Below are 23954 nucleotides of genomic sequence, written 5' to 3'. Positions count from 1 at the left end.
CCCATGACCCTCGCCGTCCCCCACTCCGCGCCGCTGGCCGGGGCTCGCCATGTCCTCGGCGCCTCGGCCGACTGGTTGCTGCCCGTCAGCGACATCGAACCCTGCGGTCCCAATCTGGAGTACGACCCGGAGTACGCGATGCTCTGGACGCGCCTGCAGCCGCGGGGCGAGGCGCAATACGGCAGCTTCGTCGACACGCCCGAAGGCCCCAACTGGGCCGAGGTCGAGCGCGATTGCCGCCGGCTGCTGCTGCGCACCAAGGACCTGCACCTGATCATCTGCCTCACCCGCGCGCGCACCCGCCTGGGCCAGGCGGCGGGGCTGCTGCAGGGCCTGGACATGCTGGTGCAGTCACTGCGTGCCTGGCCCGACACGATCCATCCGCAGCCGGTCATCGACGGCGAGGCCGAGCCGGCGGTTCGCGCCAATGCGCTGGCGGCACTGGCCGATCCGGAGGGCCTGGTGGGCGACGTGCGCGAGATCGCGCTCGACACCGGGGCCGGCGTGCGCCTGACCGTGCGCGATGTGGAGCGGGCCCTGGCGGTGCCGCGGCCCGAGGATGCACGGTCGCCGGAGTCGGTGCGCCGACAACTGACCGCCCTGCGCCGGGCGGCCGTGGGGGATCCTGACGTGCCGGTGCACCAGCTGGCCGCCGCCTGCCGCCATGTACAGACCATCGCGGCCTGGTGCCGCAGCCATCTGGGCGAGCAGGCGCCCGACCTCCTGCCCCTGCAGCGCATGCTGGCGCTCTTCGTTCCCGCGGCCGATGAACTCGAAGCCGTGACCGCCGTGCCGCCTTCGCCGGCGGCGACCTCGACGCCCGCCGTGGTGGACCTGCGCCGACCGCCGCTGGCCGCGGGCCTGCGACCGGTCACGCGCGACGATGCGCTCGCCGCCATCCGCCAGGTGCGCGACTGGTTCGAGCTGCATGAACCCAGCAGCCCCGTCTCGGCGCTGCTGCGGCAGGCGGAGCGCATGGTCGGGCGGCGCTTCAGCGAGGTGGCCGACTGGGTGCCGCTGGACCTGCTGCGCCAGTGGGAGGCCGCCGACGAACAGGAGACGTCACGGGGAGGCCGGCCATGAACCTCGACGAAGGCGCCATCATCGCGCTGGGCTTGCTGCTGACCGGTGCAGGCGGCGCGCTGGGGGCGGCGTTCGCCCTGGCCGTCTTCTGGCGCAAGCTGCAGGCGGGTGCCGCACGCATGGTGGAAGAGCGCCTCGCCGCGCAGATCGCCGCCCTGCGCCAGGAACAGCAACGCCTGCCGCAGAGCGTGCAGCAGGCCCTTCAGGTCGAACTGGAGTTCCATGCGCGCGAACAGGCGGAGCGCGATGCGCACCATGCGGCCGAGCTGCGTGAGGTGCTGCGCGGCGCCCTGGCCGCCTACGGCTGGATGCCCGCCCCGCCAATGCCCCCCGCGCCCGCACCGGTGCCCGCCGCACCCGCATGGCCGCCAACTGCCGGCCCCGGCGTGGCGCCGCCGCTCGGGCCGGCCAGTCCCGGGCCGGCCGTGGTCGATGGTGCGCAGGCGCCGCGCGCACTGCCGCACTTGAGCGACGCGGAGATTGACGCCCTGCCTGCCGACCTCCCGCTGCCCTCGCGACGCGTGAAGCCGCCGCTGCGGCCCCCGGCCGGTCTGCCGGTGAAGCGGCTCTGAGCCCGCTCTGCGCCGCGGCCCGGCTTCCCTCAGGACCGGCCGGTGCGGACGTCGTGGTTCAGTGCCCGACGCCGGGCATCGGCCGCGTGCGGTAGAACTGCATCGGCACCGCCTCCATCTCCTTGCGCTGCTGCTTCAGCACGGAGCGCTTCATGCGGCCCACCACGTGCATCTCGCAGGGCTTGCAGTCGAAGCGCAGCGTGAGCTTCTCCTTGCCGTTGACCAGGTGCAGCGGCTCGGCCTTGATGGTGCCCTTGACGCCGATCACGCCCTTGGCCTGCTTGGGGCACAGGCTCAGCGAGAAGCGCACGCAGTGCTTGGTGATCATCAGGCTCACCTCGCCTTCCTCTTCCTGGCTCTCGTAGGCCGCATCGATCACCTTGACGCCGTGGCGGGCGTAGAAGTCGTGGGCCTTCTGGTTGAAGACGTTGGCCAGGTAGCTCAGCGAATCCTCGGGGTAGGACACGGGCGGCTCCACCGGCTGCGCGCGCGGCAGGCGCTGGAAGCCCGCGGCGCGCGCCGACTCCAGCGCCTCCACGGCCTCGCGCCGCAGGGCATTGAGCTGCGAGGCCGGCACGAACCACGGCTGCGACAGCGCCAGCTGCAGGTCGATCAACTCGAACACGGTGTTGCCGAAGCGGCCCAGCTGCTCGCGCAGGCTGGCCTCGGCCTTGGCGGCATCGCTGGCCGCCTCATGCGGCAGCGCGATGTCGGCCGCGCCGACGAAGCCGTCCTCGTCGGTCAGCGTGAGCGCAAAGCCCTTGGGCGTCTCCGCCAGGTGGGCCCACAGGCCGATGCGGCGCTCGCTCGACTTCTTGTCGAGCATGCGCACCCAGTCCATGTCGCGGTTGCGGTTGAGTTCGGTGCCGCGGCGCAGGTCCTTGAAACCCTCCATCGGGTCCTTGGGGAACACGCGCCACTTGCCCGCGCCCGGCTTGCCCACCGCCTCGGCGCGATTGATGGCCACGCCCACCAGCTCGCGCTGCAGGTCGTAGTAGCACAGGCCGTCGCCGTTGTGCAGCACGGCGGCGTGGTCGGCGGTCTCCAGCTCGAACCAATTGGGGCCGGTCTGTGTCACCCAGCCGATGGCACGGCCGGGGTTCTTGGGCGTGTCGAAGGCGCCGATGTCCTGCTGGCGGCCGTTGACGAAATAGTCGGTGAACTCGCGGTTGAAGTTCTGTTCGGGGTCGGGCGTGAAGAAGAAGCGCGTCGTGCCGCTCGACGCGCGGGCCAGCGGCGCGGCGCCGCCTTCGCGTTCCTCGACGATCTCGTCCAGCAGCCGGCGGTAGTGGGCCGTGATGTTCTTGACGTAGGCCATGTCCTTGTAGCGGCCTTCGATCTTGAAGCTGCGCACGCCCGCGTCGATCAGCACGCGCAGGTTGTCGGACTGGTTGTTGTCCTTCATCGACAGCACGTGCTTGTCGTGGGCCACGAAGCGGCCCGCGTCGTCGATCACCTGGTAGGGCAGGCGGCAGGCCTGCGAGCAGTCGCCGCGGTTGGCGCTGCGGCCGGTGTGGGCATGGCTGATGTAGCACTGGCCGCTGTAGGCCACGCACAGCGCACCGTGGATGAAGAACTCGATGGTGCAGCGGCTGGGGTCGGTGGCGGCGCGCACGGCGGCGATCTGCTGCACCGTCAGCTCGCGCGCCAGCACGATCTGCGACAGGCCGGCGTCCTGCAGAAAGCGCGCCTTCTCGGGCGTGCGGATGTCGGTCTGCGTGCTGGCGTGCAGCTGGATGGGCGGCAGGTCCAGCTCCAGCAGGCCCATGTCCTGGATGATCAGCGCATCGGCGCCGGCCTCGTACACCTGCCAGGCCATGCGGCGCGCGGCCTCCAACTCGTCGTCGCGCAGGATGGTGTTGAGCGTGATGAAGATGCGGCTGCCGAAGCGGTGCGCATGGCGGATCAGCCGCTCCAGCCCCTGCATGTCGTTGCCCGCGCCGGCCCGTGCGCCGAAGGCCGGGCCGCCGATGTAGACGGCATCAGCGCCGTGGTTGATGGCCTCGATGCCGATGTCGGCGTCGCGGGCAGGGGAGAGCAGTTCGAGCTGGTGGGGCAGGAGCGACATGGTGGGCGCGGATTATCCCAGCGCGCCCGTTTTCCCTTGTTCCTCGCCTACTTGCGCTTGGCCTTGCCCTGCTTCTGCCAGTAGGTGAAGGGGTCCTCGTGCACCTCCAGGTCGATCTCGGCCACGCGGCGACCCAGGCGCTCCTGCACCTCGGCCACCGCCTGGTTGTAGACCAGCGGGCCGATCTCCTCCAGGAAGAAGTTGAGCAGGGCGCCGGCCGCGATGTTGCCGATGCGCTCTTCCATGTTCTCGGCGAAGTAGCGCTCGATGGAGGCCACGGCCTCCTGGCGCTGCTCGCGTTCCAGCTCGATGGTCATTCAAAAGCCTCCGCGCTGGCGCGCTGCAGCGCGAGCGCCCTTCGGAGCGGCCGGGCGGGTGAGCACGGAGGAACCTCCGGCTTCGCCTTCGGTGTGAGCGCCCTTCGGAGCGGCCGGGCGGGCGCTCATGGCTTCACCTCCACCTTCATCCGCGCGTTCGGCACCATGCCGTACATCTCGGGCGCGTACATGGCCTCGACCCGGCTGGGCGGCAGGGCGAAGTCGCCGGCGTTGTTCAGGCGCACGGTGTATTCCATCTTCACCACGCCCTTGGGCAGGTACTCGTAGTAGCTGCGGAAGGCCTCGAAGCTGCGCTCCTCGAAGGCCGGCGCGGCGCGGCCGGAGGCCGACTTCTCGCCCTGCGTCGCGATCTGCGAATCGCGGCCCAGCCCGCTGCCCAGGATGGTGGCGCCGCCGGGGATCGGGTCGCTGATCACCACCCAGGTCATGTCGGTGCTGGCGTTCACCTCCAGCGCCACGCGCAGCACGTCGCCGCGGCTGTAGCGGCCGGCGTTGGCCTGCTCGACCGGCGTGATGGTCTTCTTGATGCTGTAGCCCGCGGCCACCGGCGCCGTCAGCGGCACGGCGGCCATCGACTGCACCGTGAGCCATGGCCGGCCGCTGCCCTGCTGCGTGACCAGCAGCGTGCCGCGGCCTTCGCCTGCCGGCCAGGGCAGGCTCATGGTGTTGTTGCGCAGCATGCCGGCGGCGGCCGGGGCGCCGATGGCGCTGCCCTGGTGCGGCGCGCCGGTCGGGTCGCTGGCCTTGACGCGCTCGACGCGGGCCCAATCCACCTGCGCCTTGGCGTCGCCCAGCGTGGCGCCGGTGATGCCGGTCACGGGCGCGCTCTCGAAGGCGCGGCTGAACTTCTCCAGCGCCAGGCTGCCCCACAGGTTGGCCGTGGTGGTGTTCCAGGCGCCGCGCTGCTGGCGGCCGATGAAGCCGGCGGCGATGCGGCCCAGGTCGTCCTTCCAGGCCGGGTCGTCCATCACCGTGAGCAGCAGACGCGCGGTGTTGACGTCGCCGCCCGCCATCAGCCACCACCAGTAGTCTTCCTGCTCGGTGCTGAAGATCAGCTTGGTGCCTTGATACGAGAGGCGCGCGCGCAGCACCTGGTCGGCTTCGCGCAGGCGCTGCTCGCGCTGGGGCACGTCCTTCACGCGACGCAGCACGTTGATCCAGTCGATCACGGCGCTGGTGGGCCACTGGTTGGGCGCGATGGTCAGGCTGCCGGTCATGGCGCCGGTGGCGCGGCCGTAGCGCGACAGGGCTTCCAGCGCGGCCAGCTTGCGCACGTCCAGGTCCTTGCGCGGACTCCAGAAGTCGCGCTGGATGCGGCCTTCGACGAAGGCGATCAGGCCGTTCTCCATCGGCGTGCGCACGGCGTCGGGCAGGGCGAAGGCAGGGTCGATGCCTGCGGCCTCGTTCGTCGCGGCCAGCAGGTAGCTGGTCAGGATGTCGCTGCCCCGATTGGCGTCGCCGCCCTGTGGCGGGAAGTAGCTGGCCAGGCCGTCGCCGTCCAGATAGCCGGGGATCTGCGCCGCGACCGACTGCCACAGCTTGCCGTCGCGCAGGCCGATGGACTTGCTGGTCTTCTGCTCCAGGCAGGCGAAGGGATAGCGGGCGAACCAGTCGCGCACGCCGGGCAGGCCCTCGGCCAGCCGCGGCTGCAGCGCCAGCTGGATGCCGCCGCGGCCGGGCAGGGCGCCGGCGGGCGCCTGCACGTCGAGCGTGAACATGCCATCGACCTGCGCCAGCGTGGCCTGCTGCACCGTCACCGGCACGGCCGGCAGGATGCGCTGGCTGGCCTTGAGCGCGTCGCGCGCGTTGCCCGAGACGTCCTTGGCCTCGATCTCCCACAGGATGGCCTCGGCCCGCGTCTGGCCCAGTTGGGCGGGGGCGGTCACGTCCCAGGCCAGCTCGCGCGATTCGCCGGCGGGGATGTCCACCGTGCGCGGCTCCAGCGTCAGCAGCGTGGCGCGCGGCGCCACCTCCACCTTCATCGGTTTGGCCGTCGTGTTGCGCAGCGTGAACTGCGCGCGGAACTGGTCGTCCTCGCGCACCAGGGGCGGCAGGCCGCTGATGATCTGCAGGTCCTGCGTGCTCTGGATGGTGGCCTCGCCGGTGCCGAACAGATTCGTGCCCGAGTCGGCCACGGCGACGATGCGGAAGGTGGTCAGCGCGTCGTTGAGCGGCACCGTCACCGTGGCCTGGCCGTTGGCGTCGAGCACCACGCGCGGGTTCCACAGCAGCAGCGTGTCCAGCAGCTCGCGCGTGGCGGCCTTGCCGCCGCCGCCGCCCGCGGGCACGGCCTTCTTGCCGTAGTGCCGGCGGCCGACGATCTCCATCTGCGCCGTCGAGGTCGACACGCCCCAACTGCGCCGCTGCAGCATCGCCTCCAGCAGCTTCCAGCTGTCGTTGGGCATCAGTTCCAGCAGCGCCTGGTCGACGGCGGCCAGCGCCACCTCGGCGCCCGCCGCCGGCTTGCCGCCCGGCAGGCGGGCGGTGATGGTCACCTGCGCCTTGCCCCGCACGGTGTACTTGGGCTGGTCGGTGGCCACCTTCACATCCAGGCGGTGCGCCTCGGTGCCGACGCGGATCTCGGCCACGCCGAGGCGATAGGCCGGCTTGGACAGGTCCACCATCGCCGTCGGCGCCACATACTCGCGGCCCTCGACCCAGAAGGCCGTCCACCATTCACGCGGCGCCTTCCAGCCCCAGCTGAAGAAGGAATACCACGGCACCTCGCGCAGCCGGCCGCGCAGGGCCAGCACGCTCACGTACACGTTCGGGCCCCATTCGGGCTTGATGGTGAGGTTGACCGTCGGGTCCTGGCCGTTGAGCTGCACCACCTGGGTGTCGAGCACGCCCTCGCGCTCCACCGACACCAGCGCGGTGGCAAAGCGGAAGGGGCTGCGCACCTGGAAGTTGGCGACCTCGCCGGGCTGGTAGTTCTTCTTCTCGGGCAGCACGTCGATGCGGTCGTTGTCCTCGCCGCCGAACCACAGCTCGCCCTGCTTGGTCACCCACACCGAACCAGCGGCGCGGCTCGCGCGGCCTTCGCCGTCGGTGGCCGTGGCGACCAGCTCGACCTCGCCGGCCTCCTTGATCTGCGCCTCGCACAGCAGCAGGCCGCGGCTGTCGCTCTGGCCGCTGCAGACGGTGCCCAGCGGCTTCACCTCCGTCTTGTTGTCGTAGGTGTAGAAGCCGCCCACCATGCGCTTGCGGCTGGTGGTGGTGATGCGGGCCACGGCCTCGACCTTGATCTTGGCGTTGGGCTGCGGCTTGCCGGCCAGGTCCAGCGCCAGGGCCTGGAAGCGCAGCTGGCGGTCGGTGGACACCCAGCCCTCGGTCTTGATGCCGGCGACCACCGCCGCCGGCCACAGCGTGCGCGTGCTGCGCAGCGTCTGCACCTCGCCGTTGGGGTCGGCATAGCTGGCTTCGAGCAGCAGCTCGCGCGGGCCGGTGTCGGCCGTGGCGGGCAGCTTGTCGACGTTGACGCGGCCGGCGCCGCTGCGGTCCAGCGTCAGCGGCAGCTTGTCGGCGACGACGCGGGTGTCCTGCGTGGATTCGGGCTGTTCTTCATCACTGTTGGATGAGCGCTCCTCGGCCTTGCGCGGCGGCGAGAAGCTGAAGCCGTCGAAGTCCGGGTAGTTCGGCACCATGCCGCGCACCATGGCCGACACGCGCACCGGCAGGTTGGTGGCCGGACCGCCCGAGACGTAGTTCACCTGCACCGCCACCGGCAGGCTGGTAACGGCCACCAGCGGCTTGTTGTCGGCGGGCGCCACGCGGCCTTCCAGCACCGGCAGGCGGAATTCCTCGACGCGGAACTGGCCGGTCGAATAGCTGCGGCCACTGCGATCGCCGTCTTCCTCGGCCTCGCCGCGCTGCGGCGCTGATCCACTCCGCAGCTCGATCTGGTAGACGCCCAGTTTGGCCGCCGGCGGCACCTGGAAGGTGTTCTCCGCGCTCAGGCCGCCGGTGCCGGTGGAGCGCCAGTTGATCGGCTGGGTGAATTCCTGCCCGCTGCCCACATGCGTGATGACCAGTCGGCCCGGCCGGTCCGTCGGCAGGCCGAAGCCCTGCGCCGTCTGGGTGCGGATCAGGTGCTTCATCGACACCGTCTCGCCGGCGCGCAGCAGCGGCCGGTCGAGCACGGTATGCGCCACCACGTCGGGCTGCGCGTCCATGCTGGTGGGCACGTTGAAGCGCCAGGGCTCGATGCCGCGCTGCCAGTTGCTCCAGACGAAGGCCAGGTCTTCCACGCCCTTGTCGTCCTTGGCGCGGGCGCTGACGAACCAGGCGGCCTCGCTGTAGTAGTCGTCCTCGCCCGAACAGCTCGTCGGCTCGGAGGGCACGTCGGCCAGACGGGCCAGGCCGTTGGCATCGGTGCGGGCCGTGGCGATTTCCCTGCCGAGGCAGTCCGACACGCGCACCTGCGCATTGGCCACCGGCTTGCCCTTGTCGAGCGTGGTGACCCAGGCCAGGCTGTTCTCGCGGCCCAGCTTGAAGTGCACCGCCAGATTGGTGGCGAGCGCCGTCGTGCGCACGTACATCGTGCGGTTGGCGCCGTACTCCTCGTTCAGCAGGGCCTCGCCCAGCTTGCGGGAGGCGATCTCCAGCACATGGAAACCGGGCGTGAGCGGAATGCCCACCACCTCGAAGGGCCGGTCGTCGGCGGCATCGGACTTGGGCATGTCCAGCTGGCGTGCGCCGGCCTGGCTGGTCAGCAGCGAGACGGCGCGCGTCTCCACGCGCTTGGCGTTGTCGCGGTCCACCACCGGCGGCAGCGGTGCGCGGCTGTCGCGGCGGGCCTCGTCGCGCGCCACCGTGGTCTGGTCGTAGCGCTGCACCTTGCGGTACCAGGCGATGATCTCGGCGTCGGTCTTCGGATTGAGGTCGCTCACCTTGCCGGGCGTCAGCGCCTCCACACGCAGGGCAGGCTCCACGCGGCGCACGGTCACCGGCATCAGCGCCACGCCGTTCGGCTCGGCCAGGCGCTCGACCACGCCGAAGGGCGAGGCGGCGAACTTGGCCAGTGGCGGCATGGCGCCGGTGGCGGTCTTCATCGGAAAGCCGTCCTCCTGGCCCAGCGTGCGGCCGGAGGCGTCCTGGAAGCCGCGGGGCAGCGAGATGGTGAAGTCGGTGCGCTCGGGGAAGGGCGCGGGCAGGGTGACCGAATCGACCACCGCGTCGTCGCCGCCGCCGTTGTCCTCCAGCACCGGCTTGATGGTCTTGCCGCCGCCCTTGGCCTCGATCTGGCCGGCCAGCTTGCGGGTGACCGGCGCGTTGAAGCTCAGCGTCATTGGGCGCAGCGGCAGGCAGGCGGCCTGCGCGTTCTCACGCTCGCAGCTGAAGCTGACAGCGAAGGGCTCGCGCACCTCGAAGGACAGGCGCTTCTCCACCGAGTTGGCGACGCCCGAAGGCGTCGCCACCCCCTTGCCGTACACCAGCTGCACCCGGCTGCCGGGCGTGAGCGTTCGGTTGCATTGCAGGGCGACGAAGCGCAGGGGCTCCTTCTTCGCGAGGCTTTCGACGCCGCGTGCCTTGATCAGCACCGCGCGCTGCTCGCCCTCGACCAGCTTGACCGGAATGCGCTCGCCCATTCCATCAGCGGCGCACCAGAGGTTGGACTGAAGGCTCTCGGGCGTGGCGGGGCCGGTGAGCTGGAGCAGGAAGAGCTGCTCCTCGTCGATCTTGCCGTAGCTGGGCCAGTGGTTGCGCACCGCCGGGCCGCCGGTGCTGAAGGCATAGCTCTGCGGACCGGACAGCGCATCCCCTGCGGGCGACTTGAAGCTGGCGACACGGGTGGCGGTGCAGCGCACGCCGGCGGGCAGGTCGTCTTCGAAGGTCCAGACCCAGCGGCGGTCGCTGGTCCAGCGGCCGCTGCCGCGGCCGGCCTGGGCGTTGTCGCAGCTCACGGTGAGCGGCGCGGGGGCCTGGGCGTCGCCGAAGCGTACGGCCGGCTGGTCGAAGCTGGCCACCACCTGCCGCACGCGGGCCACCTCGCCCTGGGGCGACAGGTTGGCGATCTGCAGGGCCTGGGCGCCCAGGGCCGTCAAGCCGGCCGCAAACAGGGCGGCGACGGACGGAAGGCGTCGTGCAAGTCTCATTTCTTGTCCCTCTGACTCGGAAAGCACCCGGCAGGTTAGCGGATGTCCGCGGCATACCCGCCGCAGAACCGGCCGCCTCCTACAATCGCGCCCTCGTCCGCAGGCCGTGCGCGTGGGTGGCAGTAAGCCGTTTCGCTTCAGGCCCGACCGCCGCCACCCGCCTCATGAAACGCCATTGGGAAATCGACGCCTTGCGCGGGCTGATGCTCGTGCTGATGACCGTCACCCACCTGCCCACCCACTTCACCGACCCGCTCGGCCAGCCCTTCGGCTGGGTGTCCGCGGCCGAGGGCTTCGTGTTGCTGTCGGCCTTCATGGCGGGGCTGGTCTACAGCCGCTATGCACGGCGCGATGGCGTGGAGTCGATGCGCAGCGCCTTCTGGCGGCGGGTGCTCAAGATCTACCTGGCGCATGCGGCGCTGCTGCTTTTCCTGTTCACCGTGATCACGGCGCTGGGCGTGCGGCGCATGCAGCCGGCGGTGACCAATCTCGTGTCCTGGTACCTCGCGCAGCCCGGTGAAGGCTTCGTCTTCGGCCTGCTGCTGGTCTACGAGCCGGCGCTGCTGGACATCCTGCCGATGTACATCTTCTTCATGCTGCTGAGCCCCTGGGTGCTGGCTTTCGCACTGCGCCATCAGCGCTGGGGCTGGCCGGCGGTCATGGTGGCCAGCGCCTTGCTGTGGATCGGCGCGCAGTACGGGATGAGCGAATGGCTGTACGGCTGGACCTTCGCGCTGACGGGCCTGCCGGTGCCTTTCAACGAGATGGGCGCCTTCAATGCCTATGCCTGGCAGTTCCTGTGGTTCGGTGGACTGTGGCTGGGCTTCACGCGCAGCGCGCCGCATGCCCGGCCCCTGCGGTTGCACTGGGCGGTGGTTCTGCCGGCGGTGGCGGTGGCGCTGGTGGGGCTGTACTGGCGGCACTTCGGCGAGCATGGCCAGGCGCCCTTCGGCGCGGACATCGCCCGCAATCTGTGGGTGGACAAGTGGCAGCTGGGGCCGCTGCGCCTGCTCAACCTGATCGCGCTGGGCATCGTGGCCATCCGCTTCGGTCCGACCTGGGCCCGCTGGCTGCCGCGTGTGCGTTGGCTGGAGACGATGGGCCGAGCCTCCCTGCCGGCCTTCTGCGCCCATCTGGTGGCGGTGCTGACCGTGCTGGCCATCTTCGGCGACAGCCAGACCTCGCGGCCCTGGTGGGGCGACACGCTGCTGCTGGCCGTGGTGCTGGCGTGGATGTGGGCCGTGGCGCGCTATACCCAGAACGCGGATGCCGCGCCGCCCGAAGAGACGGTTCAGCCGCCCGAGGACCTGGGGTCGGCGAAGGCCGTTGCGCCCGCCGGATCTGCCGGCCTGACCTGAAGCCGGGCGGCTGGGGTACCGCCCGCGGCCATGTCGCCGCCGGACCCACGCAGGGCCGGCCGGGTGTCGCCGGTCAGTGCGGCCGGCTGGCCGTCGTCATTGCACCCGTCGGCGCCATCGCCGGCACCGAGGGTGCGGCCGCCGCGCTGGAGGCGCCCACCGCAGGCGGGGGTTGCACGGGCGTCGCCGCCTGCGCCCCGGCCGTCGGCTGCACCTGGCTGGCGATCACCGAATGCCAGACGCGATAACCCGCCTCGGTCATGTGCAGCCGGTCCGGCAGGAAGAGTTCGGGCCGCGGCTGCCCGTCGGCGCCCAGCATGGGGTTGAAGATGTCGATGAAGTCCGACTTGGCCTGGGTGCGCAGGTAGGCCGCGATGATGTCGTTGGTCTCGCGGATCTTCGGCAGCAGGTGGGCCCGCGACGGGCTGGGCTTGATCGAGATGTAGCTGATGCGCGTGTCCGGCAGCTCGTTCTGCACGGTGTTGACGAAGAGGGCGAAGTCTTCCAGCACCTGGAAGGGCGTGCGGCCTTCGGCCAGGTCGTTGTCGCCGGCGTAGACCAGCACATGGCTGGGCTTGTAGCGCACCACCAGGTCGCGCACGAAGAGGCTGCAGTCGGCCATGGTCGAGCCGCCGAAACCGCGGTTGATGACCACCGGCCAATTGCGGAAGTCCTGGGCCAGGTTGGTCCACATCCGCACCGTGGAACTGCCGACGAAGAGCACGCCGCCTTCGGCCGGCAGGGCCGCCTTGTCCGCCTTCTCGAAGGCCTCCAGAGAGGCCTTCCAGCGCGCATGGGCCGCCAGGTAGGCGGGCGAGGGCGCGTTGGCGGCGACGGCCACCGGGCTCTGCGCCAGGGCCGAAGCGGTCGCCAGCAGGGCGGCAAGACCGAGGGCCACCGGGCGCACGCGCGCACCGAGGCGGGACGAAAGGTGGGGCAGGAGTGTCATCGGCACGAAGAACTCAACCGAACGGCAGCGCAATCGGTTGACGGCTGTCCGAAAAGCAACGGATGTTAGGTCAGCCTGTCGCCGATGCGCCAGCGCGGCCGCCCATTCCCGCACTCGCCACGCGGGCGACGGCTCCTCTTATTGGCAAGGGACGGCATGCCTCTGCCCTGATCGAGCGGCCGCGGAGCAGGCCATGCCAGGGCACCCGAGGAACTGGCTCCGCCAGGCCTCTGGGTGCGCCCCCTCCAAGCCGAAGGCTGTAGAGAGGGGGGAGCCGCGAAGCGGCATGGGGGGATCAAAGTTTCTGGATTTTTGCCTTGGCGATCACGTCGCTCCAGCGCTGGATGTCGGCCGCCAGGAAGTCGCGTGCCTGCTGCGGCGTGCTGCTGCGCGCCGTGAGGTTCAGGTCGCGCAGGCGCTGGACCAACTCGGGCTTGGCCAGGGCCGCCTGGATCTCCTTGCTGAGGCGGTCCACCACGGCGGGCGGCGTCTTTGCGGGCGCGGCCAGGCCATTCCAGGAGCTCAGGTTCATCTGGGCGAAGGCCGGGCCGGTCTCGCGGGCGGCGGGTACGTCGGGCAGCTGGGGCGCGCGGTCCTTGCCGAGCACGGCCAGCGCACGCAGCGTCTTGCCCGAGATCTGCGTCACCAGCGGGCCCAGGATGTCGACCATGGCGTCGATCTCGCCGCCGCGCACAGCCGTCACCACCGGCGGGGTGCCGTTGAAGGGCACCACCTGCGCGTCGATGCCAGCCGTGAGCTTGAACATCTCGGCCGCCAGGTTCTGCGTGGTGCCGATCTGCGGCGTACCGATGTTGAGCTTGCCGGGATTGGCCTTGGCCCAACTGACCATCTCGGGCAGGCTCTTGAAGCGGCTGTTGCCGGCCACCGCGATCACCAGGTCGAAGGTGGCCAGCAGCGAGATGGGCGCGAAGTCCTTCAGCGTGTCGAAGGGCATGGTCTTGAACAGTGCCGCGCTCACGGCCGAGCCGCTGGAGATCAGCAGCAGGGTGTGGCCGTCCGGCTCGGCGCGCGAGACGGTCTCGCCCGCCACGATGCCGCCGGCGCTGGGCTTGTTGTCGATCACCACCGCCTGACCGAGCGGGCCGGCGATGGCCTGGCCCACGGCACGGGCCGTCAGGTCGGCGCCGCCGCCGGCGGCATTGGGCACCACGATGCGGATCGGGCGCGACGGAAAGGTGCCCTGGGCCCCGGCCAGGCCGGGCAGCAGGCTGCCGGCGGCCAGCGCGGCGGAATGGGCTAGGAATTGGCGTTTGCTGTGCATGTCTCGTTCTTGGCGAGGGAGGGAAGAGGGGAAAGAGGGGAGATCCGGCAGCCGCGCTCAGTCGCGCGTCGCCTTGCGCTGCACGCAGTCGACGTAGGCATGGCCGTCGGGTGGACGTCCGGCGCGCTGGCTTTCCCACATCATGCGGCCGAGGCACTCCATGGCCTCGTGGTGCGCCTCCAGCAGCGAGCCGCGGCGCGCGGCCAGCAGTTCCACCGCCTGGCGGATGCCGCGCGGCTGGTCGATGGAGCACTGCTCGCTGATCGACAGGTGCATCGACAGGTGCAGGAAGGGGTTCTCGCGGCCGTCCTTGCCGTCGTAGACGCGGGCGACGGCGGCGTCGGCGTCGGCCAGGTCGGCGTGGTATTCGGGGTGCTGCGCAATCCACTCCGCGGCGATGATCTCGAGCGCCTCCATGGGCTGGCCGGCGCGGTGCTTGGCGTGGACGGCGCAGAAGAAGCGCCGTACGTCTTCCTGGGTGGGATTGAACATCCTGCCGAGGTTAGCACCGGCCACCACGCTGCCGCCGCGGGGCTGTCTTGCGCATCAGGCAAGATCGCGGATTCCCCATTTCACCGTCCGGATGACCAACCTGCCCCCCTGGGCCCGCGAACTGGGCTCCCGAATGCGCGAGCGCGCCCCGCTCAAGATCGTCGGCACCACCATCTGGGTGTGGGTGTTCTTCATCGGCTACTTCTACCTGCTGCGCCACCCGGCGCGGCCACCCCTGGTCATGCCGCTGACCTGGGTCGATGCCTGGGTGCCCTTCGAGCCCCTTGCGCTGGTGCCCTACCTGTCGCTGTGGCTGTACGTGGGCATCGCCCCGGGGCTGCTGCGCGGCTTCATGCCGCTTCTGGTCTATGGCGTTTGGGCGGGGGCGCTGTGCGCCTGTGGGCTGATGATCTTCTACCTGTGGCCCACGCAGATTCCTCCGCTGCCGCTGGACCGCGCCGATGCGCCCGGCTTCGCGCTGCTGGCCGGCATCGACGCGGCGGGCAATGCCTGCCCGTCGATGCACGTGGCCATCTCCGTCTTCACGGCGGTATGGATCGAGCACCTGCTGCGGCGCGTGGGGGCGCCGGCGGCGCTTCGGCTGACGAGCCTGGCCTGGGTGCTGGCCATCGCCTGGTCCACGCTGGCCACCCGGCAGCATGTGGCCTGGGACGTGGTGGGCGGCACGGCGCTGGGCCTGGTGTTTGCTGCGGCCTCGCTGCGGTGGCGCTGGCGCGAGCCGGACGAGGCCCCGCGGATCGAACGGCTATCATGAAATTTGACATTACAGACACAAGACTCATGAGCTCGCTGAAGGAATTGCAGGATCTGATCCAGGAGAAATACGGCATCGACCCTGCCACCCTGGACCCGAACGAGTCCATGCGCGACAAGGGGCTCGATTCCCTCGCCCTGGTTGAATTCCTGTTCGAGATCGAGGACCGCTTCAAGATCTCCATGCCCGATCCGGATCCGAGCATCGAGACCCTCGCCGGCCTGGCCGCGGTGGTCGACAAGGCGCGTGCCGAGGCGGCCGCGAAGCAGGCCTCGTGACGCAGGTCGCCATCACGGGGCTGGGCGTGGTCTCGCCGCATGGCGAGGACGCGCAGGCCATGTTCGCGGCCCTGATGCGGGGCGAATCCGCCATCCGGCCCGTCTTTCCCGACCTGCCCAAGCCCGCCGCCGCGGCCACGCTGCAGTTCGACGGATCCCGCTGGTTCACCAAGCTGCAGCTGCCCGGCGTGGACCGGGTCAGCCAGTTGGCGGTCGCCGCCGCCGAGATGGCCGTCCGCGATGCCGGCGCACTGCGCGATGTGGCGCCTGAGCGCCTCGGTGTCTACGGCGGCTGTGGCATGGGCGGCGCCACGGCGCTGGAGGCCGCCTACCGCGGCAACGGCCGGGTGCCTCCGCTGACCATTCCCGCCTTCATGCCCAACGCGCCGGCGTCGCAGGTGGCGATGCGGCTGAATGCGCGCGGGCCGGTGTTCACCTATTCGGTGGCCTGCGCCTCGTCGGCGGTGGCCATCGCCGAGGCCGCCAAGGCGGTGCAGCGCGGCGAGGTCGATGTGGCCATCGCGGGCGGCAGCGAGGCGCTGATCGTGCCCGGCGTGGTGCTGGCCTGGCAGGCCATGCAGACGCTGGCGCCGGTGGTGGCGGGCGAGGAATCGCGCGCCGTGCGGCCCTTCGCGGCCGACCGGGCCGGCTTCGCGCTGGGCGAGGGTGCGGCCTTCCTGGTGCTCGAATCGGCCGAGCGCGCCCGCGCGCGCGGCGCCGCGGCGCATGCCCTACTGACCGGCTGGGGCCACAGTTGCGACGCCACCCACCTGACCAAGCCCGACGCGGCCGGCCAGGCCCGCGCGATGCGCGCCGCCCTGCAGGTGGCCGGCCTGCAGCCGTCCGATGTCGGTTACTGCAATGCCCATGGCACCGCCACCCGAATCGGCGACGGCGTCGAGGCCGAGGCGCTGAGTGCCGTCTGGGGCGATGCCATCGGCGCGCTGCGCGTCAGCTCCACCAAGGCGCTGCATGGCCACCTGCTGGGTGCGGCCGGCGCGCTGGAGGCGGCCATCACCGTGCTGGCGGTCAAGAACGGCCAGTTGCCGCCCAATGCCCATGCCGAGCAGCCCGACCCGGCCTTCGGCCTGAACCTGGTGCCGGCGGCCGGCCTGGATGCGCCCGACCTGCGGGCGGCCGTCAGCAGCTCCTTCGCCTTCGGCGGCTCCAACGCGGTGCTGCTGTTCGAACGATCCTGACCGCGCGCCCGGCTTTCAGCCGGGCACGGCCTGTCGCGCGGTGGCAGGCGAGGCCAGCGCGAACTGCATGTCGGCCAGGGCCCGCAGCAGTTGCGCATGCGCGGCCTGCAAGGTGTCGACGCGGGAGCGGGCTTCGTCGATCGCTCCCAGAGCAAGCGCCCGTCCGACCTCGTCGCTGTGCCGGCGCACGATGGCGTGCTCCTGGCGCACCCGGTCGACCAGCGCGAGGCGGTCGACGGCGGACAGGGTGGGTGCTGCGGCGGGGTCGGGCAAGGTCGGCAGCGGCGGCATCACCGGACTTGTGAGGCGCCGGCCGTGCTGCAGCGCATGGCGCAGCTGTTGCAGGTGGCCGCGCGCCTGCACTTCGGCCAGCAGCAGTGGATAGACCTCGTCCGTCCAGCGCACGCGCGCGCAGTCGCGCCAGGCCTGCGGCGGCTGCCACACCTGCACCCAGACCGGCAGGTCGGCCGCCGGCATGGGGCGGGCCACGCCGTAGCCCTGGGCGCGGTCGCAGCCCATCTGCAGCAGCAGGCGGCCGTGGGCCTCGCTTTCCACGCCTTCGGCGATGACCCGCCGGTCCAGCGCGTGGACCAGCCGGATCACGCCATGCGCGATCACCAGGTTGTCGCTGTCCTCCAGCAACTCGCGCACGAAGCTCTGGTCCAGCTTGATGGTGCGCGCGGGCAGGCGCTTGAGGTAGGTGAGCGAGGAATAGCCGGTGCCGAAATCGTCGATGGACACATGCACGCCGAGGGCGTGGCATTGCTCGATGATGCGGGCGGCCTTGACCACGTCGTCCAGGCTGGTGGTCTCCAGGATCTCCAGCTCCAGCAGGTCCGCCGCGTCCGGATGCCGCTCCAGCGCCAGGCCGAGCTTGCGCATGAAGTCGGCCGCCTGCAGCTGCGCGCTGGCCACGTTGACCGACACCGGCAGTCGCAGGCCGGCGGCTGCCCAGCGTCCGGCCTGCACCAGCGCCTGCTCGATCACCCATTCGCCGAGGTCGATGGTCAGCGCATCGTCCTCCAGCAGGGGCAGGAAGGCACCGGGCGGCAGCAGCCCGCGTTCGGGATGCTGCCAGCGGATCAGCGCCTCGGCACCGAGCACCGTGCCCAGGCGCATGTCCACCTTGGGCTGGTAGTGCAGCACCAGCTCGCCGTTGCGCATGGCCTGCCGCAGGCGCTGCGCATGGTGGCCGACATCGCGGGCATGGCGGTCGTCCTCGGCATCGAAGACATGGAAGCGACCGCCGCCGGCCTGCTTGGCGCGGTACATGGCCTGGTCGGCATGGCGCAGCAGGGCTTCGGGTTCCACCTCGTCCTGCGGGAAGAAGGTGACGCCGATGCTCCCGGTGAGCGTGTGGCTGCCGCCGCCCACCTGCAGCGGCAGCGTGATGGCATCCACCACCTGCTGCAGCATGCGGTGGCAGCCTTCGGTGTCGCTGCGCTCGAAGAGCAGCACGAACTCGTCGCCGCCGGTGCGCGCCACCGTGTCGTCGGGCTGGACGGCCGCCTGCAGGTGCCGCGCCACCTGGACCAGCGCCAGGTCGCCCGCCGCATGGCCATGGCCGTCGTTGACGGGCTTGAAGTTGTCCAGGTCCATGTAGCAGACGGCCAGCACCGTGGCGCGCCCGCGGGCCCGTGCCACGGCGTGCTGCAGCCGGTCGGCCAGCAGCACGCGGTTGGGCAGGCCGGTGAGCGCGTCGTAGTAGGCCATGCGCGCCAGTTGCTTCTCCTGCGCCTTCAGGTGCCGGATGTCGGCGAACACGGCGACGAAGTTGCTGACCTGGCCGTGGCCGTCGCGGATGGCCGAGATGGACAGCAGCTCCGGGTACACCTCGCCGTACTTGTTGCGGTTCCAGATCTCGCCGTTCCAGTTGCCCGTCTCCAGGATGCGCTTCCACATGGCCGTGTAGAAGGCGCGGTCGTGGCGGCCCGACTGCATCATGCTGGGGTTGCGGCCGATCACCTCGGCGCGGCTGTAGCCGGTGATGCGGCAGAAGGCCGGGTTGACGTCGACGATGTTGCCCCGCGCGTCGGTCAGGGTGATGCCGTCGTAGGCGTTCTCGAAGGCGGTGGCATGCAGCTTCAGGCGCTGCTCGGCCGCCAGCTGCGCCTGGTAGCGTCGCTGCAGCTCGCCATGGGCGCCCGCCAGCTGGCGCTGCATGCGGTGCCACTGCAGGAAGGCCCAGCTCAGGTAAGCGGCCATGAGCATGGCCAGGCCGAACAGCACCAGGCGCCAGGCGTGGGCCTCGGCGTCCAGGCGCCGCCAACTTTCCTCGTAGCGGCGCTGCACGTCCTGGATGCGGGCCGTGGTGTCGAGCCTGCGCACGGCGTCCACCGCGCCGTCGCGGGCGCTGCGCAGGCGATGGATGGTGTCGCCCTGGGTGAGCAGGCGCTGCACGGGCAGGGCGAGCGCGGGGTCGGACTGGGCGGCCACCCGCAGCGCCTCGGCCGCCGCGTCGGCCTCCGCGCCGTCGCTGTCGCTGTTGCCGCTGCCCGGCAGGAAGCCGAGCACGTAGCGCCGGGCAGCCCCTTGCAGCGGCGTGCTCTCGGTGGCCTGCAGAAGGTCCTGGGCGGCAGAGGGCAGGCCGGCCTGGGCCTGCACCAGTCCGAGGTGGCTGCGCCGGAAGTCTGGCAGGCCGGCGGCCTTGGCCTCCATGGCCGTGCGCAGGGCGGCGAGCGCCTGCTGCAGCGCGGGCCGATCCGCCGCGGGTACGACGTCGGGCAGGGCCTGCAGCTGCTGGATCTGCTGCGCGGCCCGGGTGGCGAACTGCGACAGCGCGCGGTCGTCCACCGTGCGCCCGGCCTGTAGCGAAAGCAGTTGCGCATCGAAGCCGGCATCGGCCTCGCGCACGCCCAGCAACTGGCACAGGAAGGCCATGTGCGCGCTGGCCGGTGCCGGATCGGCGCGCAGGTAGGTGAGGGTGAGGCCCGCCAGCAGCAGCGCCGCCATCGCGCCCACCCGCAGGTACCAGGCGCGGGGCAGTTGCACCGGGCGCGCATCGGGGGCCGCCGCCGGCGCGGCCAGGGCGTGCCGCGGCTGGAGGCTGCCCCAGTCCGAGGGTGGGGCGGAGGGCGCCGCGCTCACGGGGCGGCCTTCGGCAAGGCCTGAGGTGACGGTGCCAGCCGGTGCGGCCGGGCGGGCATGGCGCCGCATCCGGCCATGGCATCGGACCGCGGCGGCGGGTGCAGGCGCCCGGAGGGCCGCGGGGGCAGGGAGGGAGGGCGCATGGCGCGCCGATTCTGGGCAGCGCCGCCCCTGCTTGTATTGCGCTAGATCAAATCTACGGGTTCGGCGGCGACCCTACAGCAGGCTGGACACCCGCGCCGCGGCGTCCAGAAGCGGCGGCAGCAGGCTGTCCTGCATCACCTTGGCGCTGGTCCTGTTGGCCTGGCCGCTGATGTTGAGCGCGGCCAGCACCCGGCCCGCGCGGTCGCGCACCGGTGCGGCGATGGAGATCAGCCCTTCCTCCAGCTCCTGGTTCACCAGGCACCAGCCCTGGCGCCGCGCCTGGGCGATACGCGCGGCGATGGCCTCGGGATCGGTCAGCGTGTGGCGCGTGAGCGGGGCGATGGGCGAGGCGGCCAGGCGGCGCTGCAGTTCGTCCTCGGGCAGGGCGGCCAGCAGCACACGGCCCATCGAGGTGCAGTAGGCCGGCAGGCGCGAGCCGATGCCGACGTTGATGCGCATGATCTTGTGCGTGGGCACGCGCATCACGTAGACCACGTCGGTGCCCTCCAGCACCGCGGCCGAGCACGACTCCTTGACCTGGGCCACCAGCGACTCCATCACCGGCTCGGCGCGGTTCCAGATCGGCATCGACGACAGGTAGGCGAAGCCCAGGTCCAGGATGCGCGCCGTGAGCGAGAAGAAGCGGCCGTCGCTTTCCACATAGCCCAGCGTCTGCAGCGTGAGCAGGATGCGGCGCGCCCCGGCGCGGGTGAGGCCGCTGGCGGCCGCGACCTCGCTCAAAGTCTGGCGCGGCGCGCTGGCGCTGAAGGAGCGGATGACCTGCAGGCCGCGGGCGAAGGACTGCACGAAACCGTCGCCGGGGCGTGGCGCTTCGGGGACTTCGGTGGAAGACGGGGTGGATGGCATGGTCGAGGAAGCGGGCTAGAATTCATTCTAAGAACAAATGTTCGTATTGCGAACATCTTCCGGCTTTTCCCCGTCGACTTTCCCGTGACCCGCGCCCGCCCGTGCAAAGGCTGGCGTCCCTGAAGAAGGAACCCCGCATGATCGACAAACTCGCCGCCTCGGTGGAGGAGGCGCTCCAGGGTACGCCCGATGGCGCCACGGTGCTGATCGGAGGCTTCGGCACGGCCGGCATCCCCGACGCGCTGATCGACGGCCTCATCGCGCAGGGTGCGCGCGACCTCACGGTGGTCAACAACAACGCCGGCAACGGCGAGGCCGGCCTGGCCGCGCTGCTCAAGGCCGGCCGGGTGCGCAAGATCATCTGCAGCTTCCCGCGGCAGGCCGACAGCTTCGTCTTCGACGGGCTCTACCGCGCCGGCAAGATCGAGCTGGAGCTGGTGCCCCAGGGCAATCTGGCCGAGCGCATCCGCGCCGCCGGTGCCGGCATCGGTGCCTTCTTCTGCCCGACAGGCTACGGCACCGAACTCGCGGCCGGCCGCGAGACCCGCGTGATCGATGGCAAGCACTACGTGCTCGAACTCCCCATCCACGGCGACCTGGCCCTCATCAAGGCCGAGCGGGGCGACCGCTGGGGCAACCTCACCTTCCGGAAGGCCGCGCGCAACTTCGGCCCCGTGATGGCCATGGCCGCGAAGACGACCGTCGCCACGGTGCACGAGGTGGCCGAGCTGGGTACGCTCGACCCCGAGGCCATCGTCACGCCCGGCATCTTCGTCAGCCGGGTGGTAAAGATCGACCGCACGGCCACCCAGGCCGGCGGCTTCAAGAAGAAGGAGGTGGCGTGATGGCCGACTACCAACGCCGAACCAAGGACCAGCTCGCCGCCCGCGTGGCACAGGACATCTTCGACGGTGCCGTCGTCAACCTCGGCATCGGCCAGCCCACGCTGGTGGCCAACCATCTGCCCGCGGGCCGCGAGGTGGTGCTGCACAGCGAGAACGGCATCCTGGGCATGGGCCCGGCGCCGGCCGCGGGGGAGGAGGACTACGACCTCATCAACGCCGGCAAGCAGCCCGTGACGCTCCTGCCGGGCGGCGCCTACTTCCACCATGCCGACAGCTTCGCCATGATGCGCGGCGGCCACATCGACATCTGCGTGCTGGGCGCCTTCCAGGTCAGCGCCACGGGCGATCTGGCCAACTGGAGCACCGGCGAGCCCGGCGCCATCCCGGCCGTCGGCGGCGCCATGGACCTGGCCACGGGTGCCAAGCAGACCTGGGTCATGATGGACCTGCTGACCAAGCAGGGCGTGAGCAAGGTCGTGGCGCAGTGCAGCTACCCGCTCACGGGTCTCGCGTGCGTCAAGCGCATCTACACCGACCTGGCGACACTGGCCTGCACATCGCAGGGCCTGCGCTGCATCGACCGCGTGCCGGGCCTGTCGCTGCAGGAACTCGAACGGCTGGTGGGCCTGCCCATTGCCGAAGACACGGCTGCCGACTGAACCCCCCCTCTTTCATCCGATTCCCAAGGAGACCTTCCGCATGACCATCGACGCCTTCATCTGCGACGCCATCCGCACCCCCTTCGGCCGCTACGGCGGCGCACTCGCCAGCGTGCGTACCGACGACCTGGGCGCGATCCCCATCAAGGCGCTGATGGAACGCAATGCCAAGGTCGACTGGCAGGCCGTGACCGACGTGCTCTACGGCTGCGCCAACCAGGCCGGCGAGGACAACCGCAACGTCGCGCGCATGGCCGCGCTGCTGGCCGGCCTGCCCATCGAGGTGCCGGGCGCCACCATCAACCGCCTGTGCGGCTCGGGCCTGGACGCCGTGGGCAGCGCGGCCCGCGCCATCAAGGCGGGCGAGGCGCAGCTGATGATCGCCGGCGGTGTGGAGAGCATGAGCCGCGCGCCCTTCGTCATGCCCAAGGCCGAGTCGGCCTTCAGCCGCAGCAACGCCGTCTACGACACCACGATCGGCTGGCGCTTCGTCAACAAGCTGATGAAGGCGCAGTACGGCGTGGACTCCATGCCCGAGACGGCCGAGAACGTGGCCGAGCAGTTCAAGATCGAGCGCGAGGCGCAGGACCGCATGGCCCTGGCCAGCCAGCAGCGCGCGGTGGCGGCGCAGAAGTCCGGCTTCTTCGAGTCCGAGATCGTGCCCGTGACGATCCCGCAGAAGAAGGGCGACGCCATCGTCGTGGCCAAGGACGAGCATCCGCGCGACACCAGCCTGGAGTCGCTCGCCAAGCTCCGTGGCGTGGTCAAGCCCGAGGGTACGGTCACGGCCGGCAATGCCAGCGGCGTGAACGATGGCGCCTGTGCGCTGCTCATCGCCAGCGAAGCGGCGGCCGCGAAGAACGGCCTGACGCCGCGCGCCCGCATCGTCGGCATGGCGACGGCCGGCGTGGCGCCGCGCATCATGGGCATCGGTCCGGCACCGGCCACGCAGAAGGTGCTGGCGCAGACCGGCCTCTCGCTGGACCAGATCGACGTCATCGAGCTGAACGAGGCCTTCGCGGCCCAGGGCCTGGCCGTGCTGCGCATGCTGGGCCTGAAGGACGACGACGCGCGCGTCAACATCAACGGCGGCGCCATCGCGCTGGGCCATCCGCTGGGCGCCAGTGGCGCGCGTCTGGCGACCACGGCGGTCAACCAACTGCACCGCGGCGGCGGCCGCTATGCGCTGTGCACCATGTGCATCGGCGTGGGCCAGGGCATCGCCCTGATCCTCGAAAAGGTCTGATCAGCGGCCGATGAGCGCCAGGTAGTCGCTGCGCGTGCGCGGCGACACCGAGGCCAGCACCTGCTCGTACGAGGTGCCGTGCCGGGCCAGCAGCCGCGCGCTGGCCACGGCCTTGGAGCGGCAGAACCAGTGGCAGGTGTGCTGCAGCAGAAGCAGCTCCGCACTCATCATGAAGGCCCGCGGCTTGTCGGCCAGCCCGGGCTCGTTGGCCGCCACGGCCGCGATGCCCTTCGCATGGATGGCGAAGGCGCGCCGCACATCGAACAGCAGCCCGCCCGACAACAGCGGCTGCGCCCAGGGCAGCCACATCGGCAGCTTGCTCATCTGCGCCAGCGGTGCCTCCGTGCCGGCCACGTCGGCAGCGAAGCGCCGCAGCTGCTCGGCCAGCGATTCCTCCGTCGCGCACAGCGTCTGCCAGATCTGCCGGCGGCGGTCCTCGTCCGCCTCGTCCAGCCAGCGCAGATAGCCGTCGAGCAGCGTCTCCATCTGGGGTTCGATGCGGTAGGGCGCCAGCTTCGCGCCGAGCAGCGCGATGCGACGTTGTTGATCGCGCCGTTTCAACAAATGCAGGCCGAGCGCGGCCAGGGCCAGCAAGGCCAGGAAGTCCATGAAAGTTC

At 70.9% G+C, this 23954-nt stretch carries 18 protein-coding genes; 9 read left to right on the top strand and 9 right to left on the bottom strand.

The features are described from left to right. Window positions 1-3: 3 nt before the first annotated feature. Both KBC94_RS11245 and KBC94_RS11240 read left to right on the top strand, forming a co-directional pair. Window positions 4-1083 (top strand): type VI secretion system ImpA family N-terminal domain-containing protein, encoded by a 1080-nt coding sequence (locus KBC94_RS11245; RefSeq protein WP_294370035.1) that lies wholly within the window; start codon window positions 4-6, stop codon window positions 1081-1083. Then, window positions 1080-1655 (top strand): hypothetical protein, encoded by a 576-nt coding sequence (locus KBC94_RS11240; RefSeq protein WP_294370033.1) that lies wholly within the window; start codon window positions 1080-1082, stop codon window positions 1653-1655. The genes KBC94_RS11245 and KBC94_RS11240 overlap by 4 nt, the downstream gene beginning before the upstream one ends. A gap of 58 nt (window positions 1656-1713) precedes the next feature. Here KBC94_RS11240 and KBC94_RS11235 read toward each other — a convergent pair whose 3' ends face one another. The 3 genes from KBC94_RS11235 to KBC94_RS11225 form a co-directional block, all read right to left on the bottom strand. Then, a complete protein-coding gene (locus KBC94_RS11235) occupies window positions 1714-3723 on the bottom strand; it encodes a U32 family peptidase (protein ID WP_294370032.1) in 2010 nt (669 codons plus the stop codon). A 47-nt stretch (window positions 3724-3770) separates the two neighbouring features. Beyond that, complete coding sequence (locus tag KBC94_RS11230; protein WP_294370031.1) at window positions 3771-4040, bottom strand: DUF2164 domain-containing protein; 270 nt, start codon at window positions 4038-4040, stop codon at window positions 3771-3773. 125 nt (window positions 4041-4165) lie between these two features. Next, the gene (locus KBC94_RS11225) at window positions 4166-10156 is read right to left on the bottom strand and encodes an MG2 domain-containing protein (protein WP_294370029.1); all 5991 of its coding nucleotides are present in this window, start codon (window positions 10154-10156) and stop codon (window positions 4166-4168) included. Between the two features lie 164 nt (window positions 10157-10320). Between KBC94_RS11225 and opgC the strand changes: the two genes are divergently transcribed. Beyond that, a complete protein-coding gene (opgC, locus tag KBC94_RS11220) occupies window positions 10321-11514 on the top strand; it encodes an OpgC domain-containing protein (protein ID WP_294370028.1) in 1194 nt (397 codons plus the stop codon). 73 nt (window positions 11515-11587) lie between these two features. Here the strand turns inward: opgC and KBC94_RS11215 are convergent, their stop codons facing one another. The 3 genes from KBC94_RS11215 to KBC94_RS11205 form a co-directional block, all read right to left on the bottom strand. Then, a complete protein-coding gene (locus KBC94_RS11215; protein ID WP_294370026.1) occupies window positions 11588-12463 on the bottom strand; it encodes an SGNH/GDSL hydrolase family protein in 876 nt (291 codons plus the stop codon). 295 nt (window positions 12464-12758) lie between these two features. Beyond that, the gene (locus KBC94_RS11210) at window positions 12759-13745 is read right to left on the bottom strand and encodes a tripartite tricarboxylate transporter substrate binding protein (protein WP_294370018.1); all 987 of its coding nucleotides are present in this window, start codon (window positions 13743-13745) and stop codon (window positions 12759-12761) included. A gap of 57 nt (window positions 13746-13802) precedes the next feature. After that, entirely contained in the window at window positions 13803-14237 is a 435-nt protein-coding gene (locus KBC94_RS11205; protein WP_234197961.1) for a DUF1841 family protein, read from the bottom strand. Between the two features lie 91 nt (window positions 14238-14328). On the opposite strand from KBC94_RS11205, the gene KBC94_RS11200 reads away from it, so the two are divergent. The 3 genes from KBC94_RS11200 to KBC94_RS11190 are packed head-to-tail and all read left to right on the top strand — an operon-like array spanning window position 14329 to window position 16489. Continuing rightward, window positions 14329-15012 (top strand): phosphatase PAP2 family protein, encoded by a 684-nt coding sequence (locus tag KBC94_RS11200; RefSeq protein ID WP_294370011.1) that lies wholly within the window; start codon window positions 14329-14331, stop codon window positions 15010-15012. A 26-nt stretch (window positions 15013-15038) separates the two neighbouring features. Next, window positions 15039-15290: an acyl carrier protein gene (locus tag KBC94_RS11195; protein ID WP_017759745.1), complete on the top strand. Its 252-nt coding sequence runs from the start codon at window positions 15039-15041 to the stop codon at window positions 15288-15290. Further along, entirely contained in the window at window positions 15287-16489 is a 1203-nt protein-coding gene (locus KBC94_RS11190) for a beta-ketoacyl-[acyl-carrier-protein] synthase family protein (RefSeq protein ID WP_294370008.1), read from the top strand. Before KBC94_RS11195 ends, KBC94_RS11190 begins: the two co-directional genes overlap by 4 nt. A 15-nt stretch (window positions 16490-16504) precedes the next feature. On the opposite strand, the gene KBC94_RS11185 is transcribed toward KBC94_RS11190, so the two are convergent. Both KBC94_RS11185 and KBC94_RS11180 read right to left on the bottom strand, forming a co-directional pair. Continuing rightward, window positions 16505-19576 carry an EAL domain-containing protein gene (locus tag KBC94_RS11185; RefSeq protein WP_294370002.1) on the bottom strand — a complete coding sequence of 1024 codons (3072 nt, stop codon included), beginning with the start codon at window positions 19574-19576 and terminating at the stop codon, window positions 16505-16507. Between the two features lie 216 nt (window positions 19577-19792). Continuing rightward, complete coding sequence (locus tag KBC94_RS11180) at window positions 19793-20587, bottom strand: IclR family transcriptional regulator C-terminal domain-containing protein (RefSeq protein WP_294370000.1); 795 nt, start codon at window positions 20585-20587, stop codon at window positions 19793-19795. A gap of 137 nt (window positions 20588-20724) precedes the next feature. Between KBC94_RS11180 and KBC94_RS11175 the strand changes: the two genes are divergently transcribed. From KBC94_RS11175 to pcaF, 3 genes are read left to right on the top strand one after another with little or no spacing between them, the layout of a single operon-like run. Continuing rightward, window positions 20725-21432: a 3-oxoacid CoA-transferase subunit A gene (locus KBC94_RS11175; RefSeq protein ID WP_294369997.1), complete on the top strand. Its 708-nt coding sequence runs from the start codon at window positions 20725-20727 to the stop codon at window positions 21430-21432. Further along, a complete protein-coding gene (locus KBC94_RS11170; protein ID WP_294369995.1) occupies window positions 21432-22091 on the top strand; it encodes a 3-oxoacid CoA-transferase subunit B in 660 nt (219 codons plus the stop codon). Before KBC94_RS11175 ends, KBC94_RS11170 begins: the two co-directional genes overlap by 1 nt. Before the next feature lie 40 nt (window positions 22092-22131). Then, a complete protein-coding gene (pcaF, locus tag KBC94_RS11165; RefSeq protein ID WP_294369992.1) occupies window positions 22132-23337 on the top strand; it encodes a 3-oxoadipyl-CoA thiolase in 1206 nt (401 codons plus the stop codon). Here pcaF and KBC94_RS11160 read toward each other — a convergent pair whose 3' ends face one another. Continuing rightward, the gene (locus KBC94_RS11160) at window positions 23338-23946 is read right to left on the bottom strand and encodes a hypothetical protein (RefSeq protein WP_294369990.1); all 609 of its coding nucleotides are present in this window, start codon (window positions 23944-23946) and stop codon (window positions 23338-23340) included. It abuts the gene before it with no gap. Window positions 23947-23954 lie beyond the last annotated feature (8 nt).

Source organism: Pseudacidovorax sp. (assembly GCF_017991995.1).
GTDB lineage: Bacteria > Pseudomonadota > Gammaproteobacteria > Burkholderiales > Burkholderiaceae_C > Xenophilus.
The sequence above is the reverse complement of the archived record's forward strand: the minus strand, read 5'-3'. Positions and strand labels throughout refer to the sequence as shown.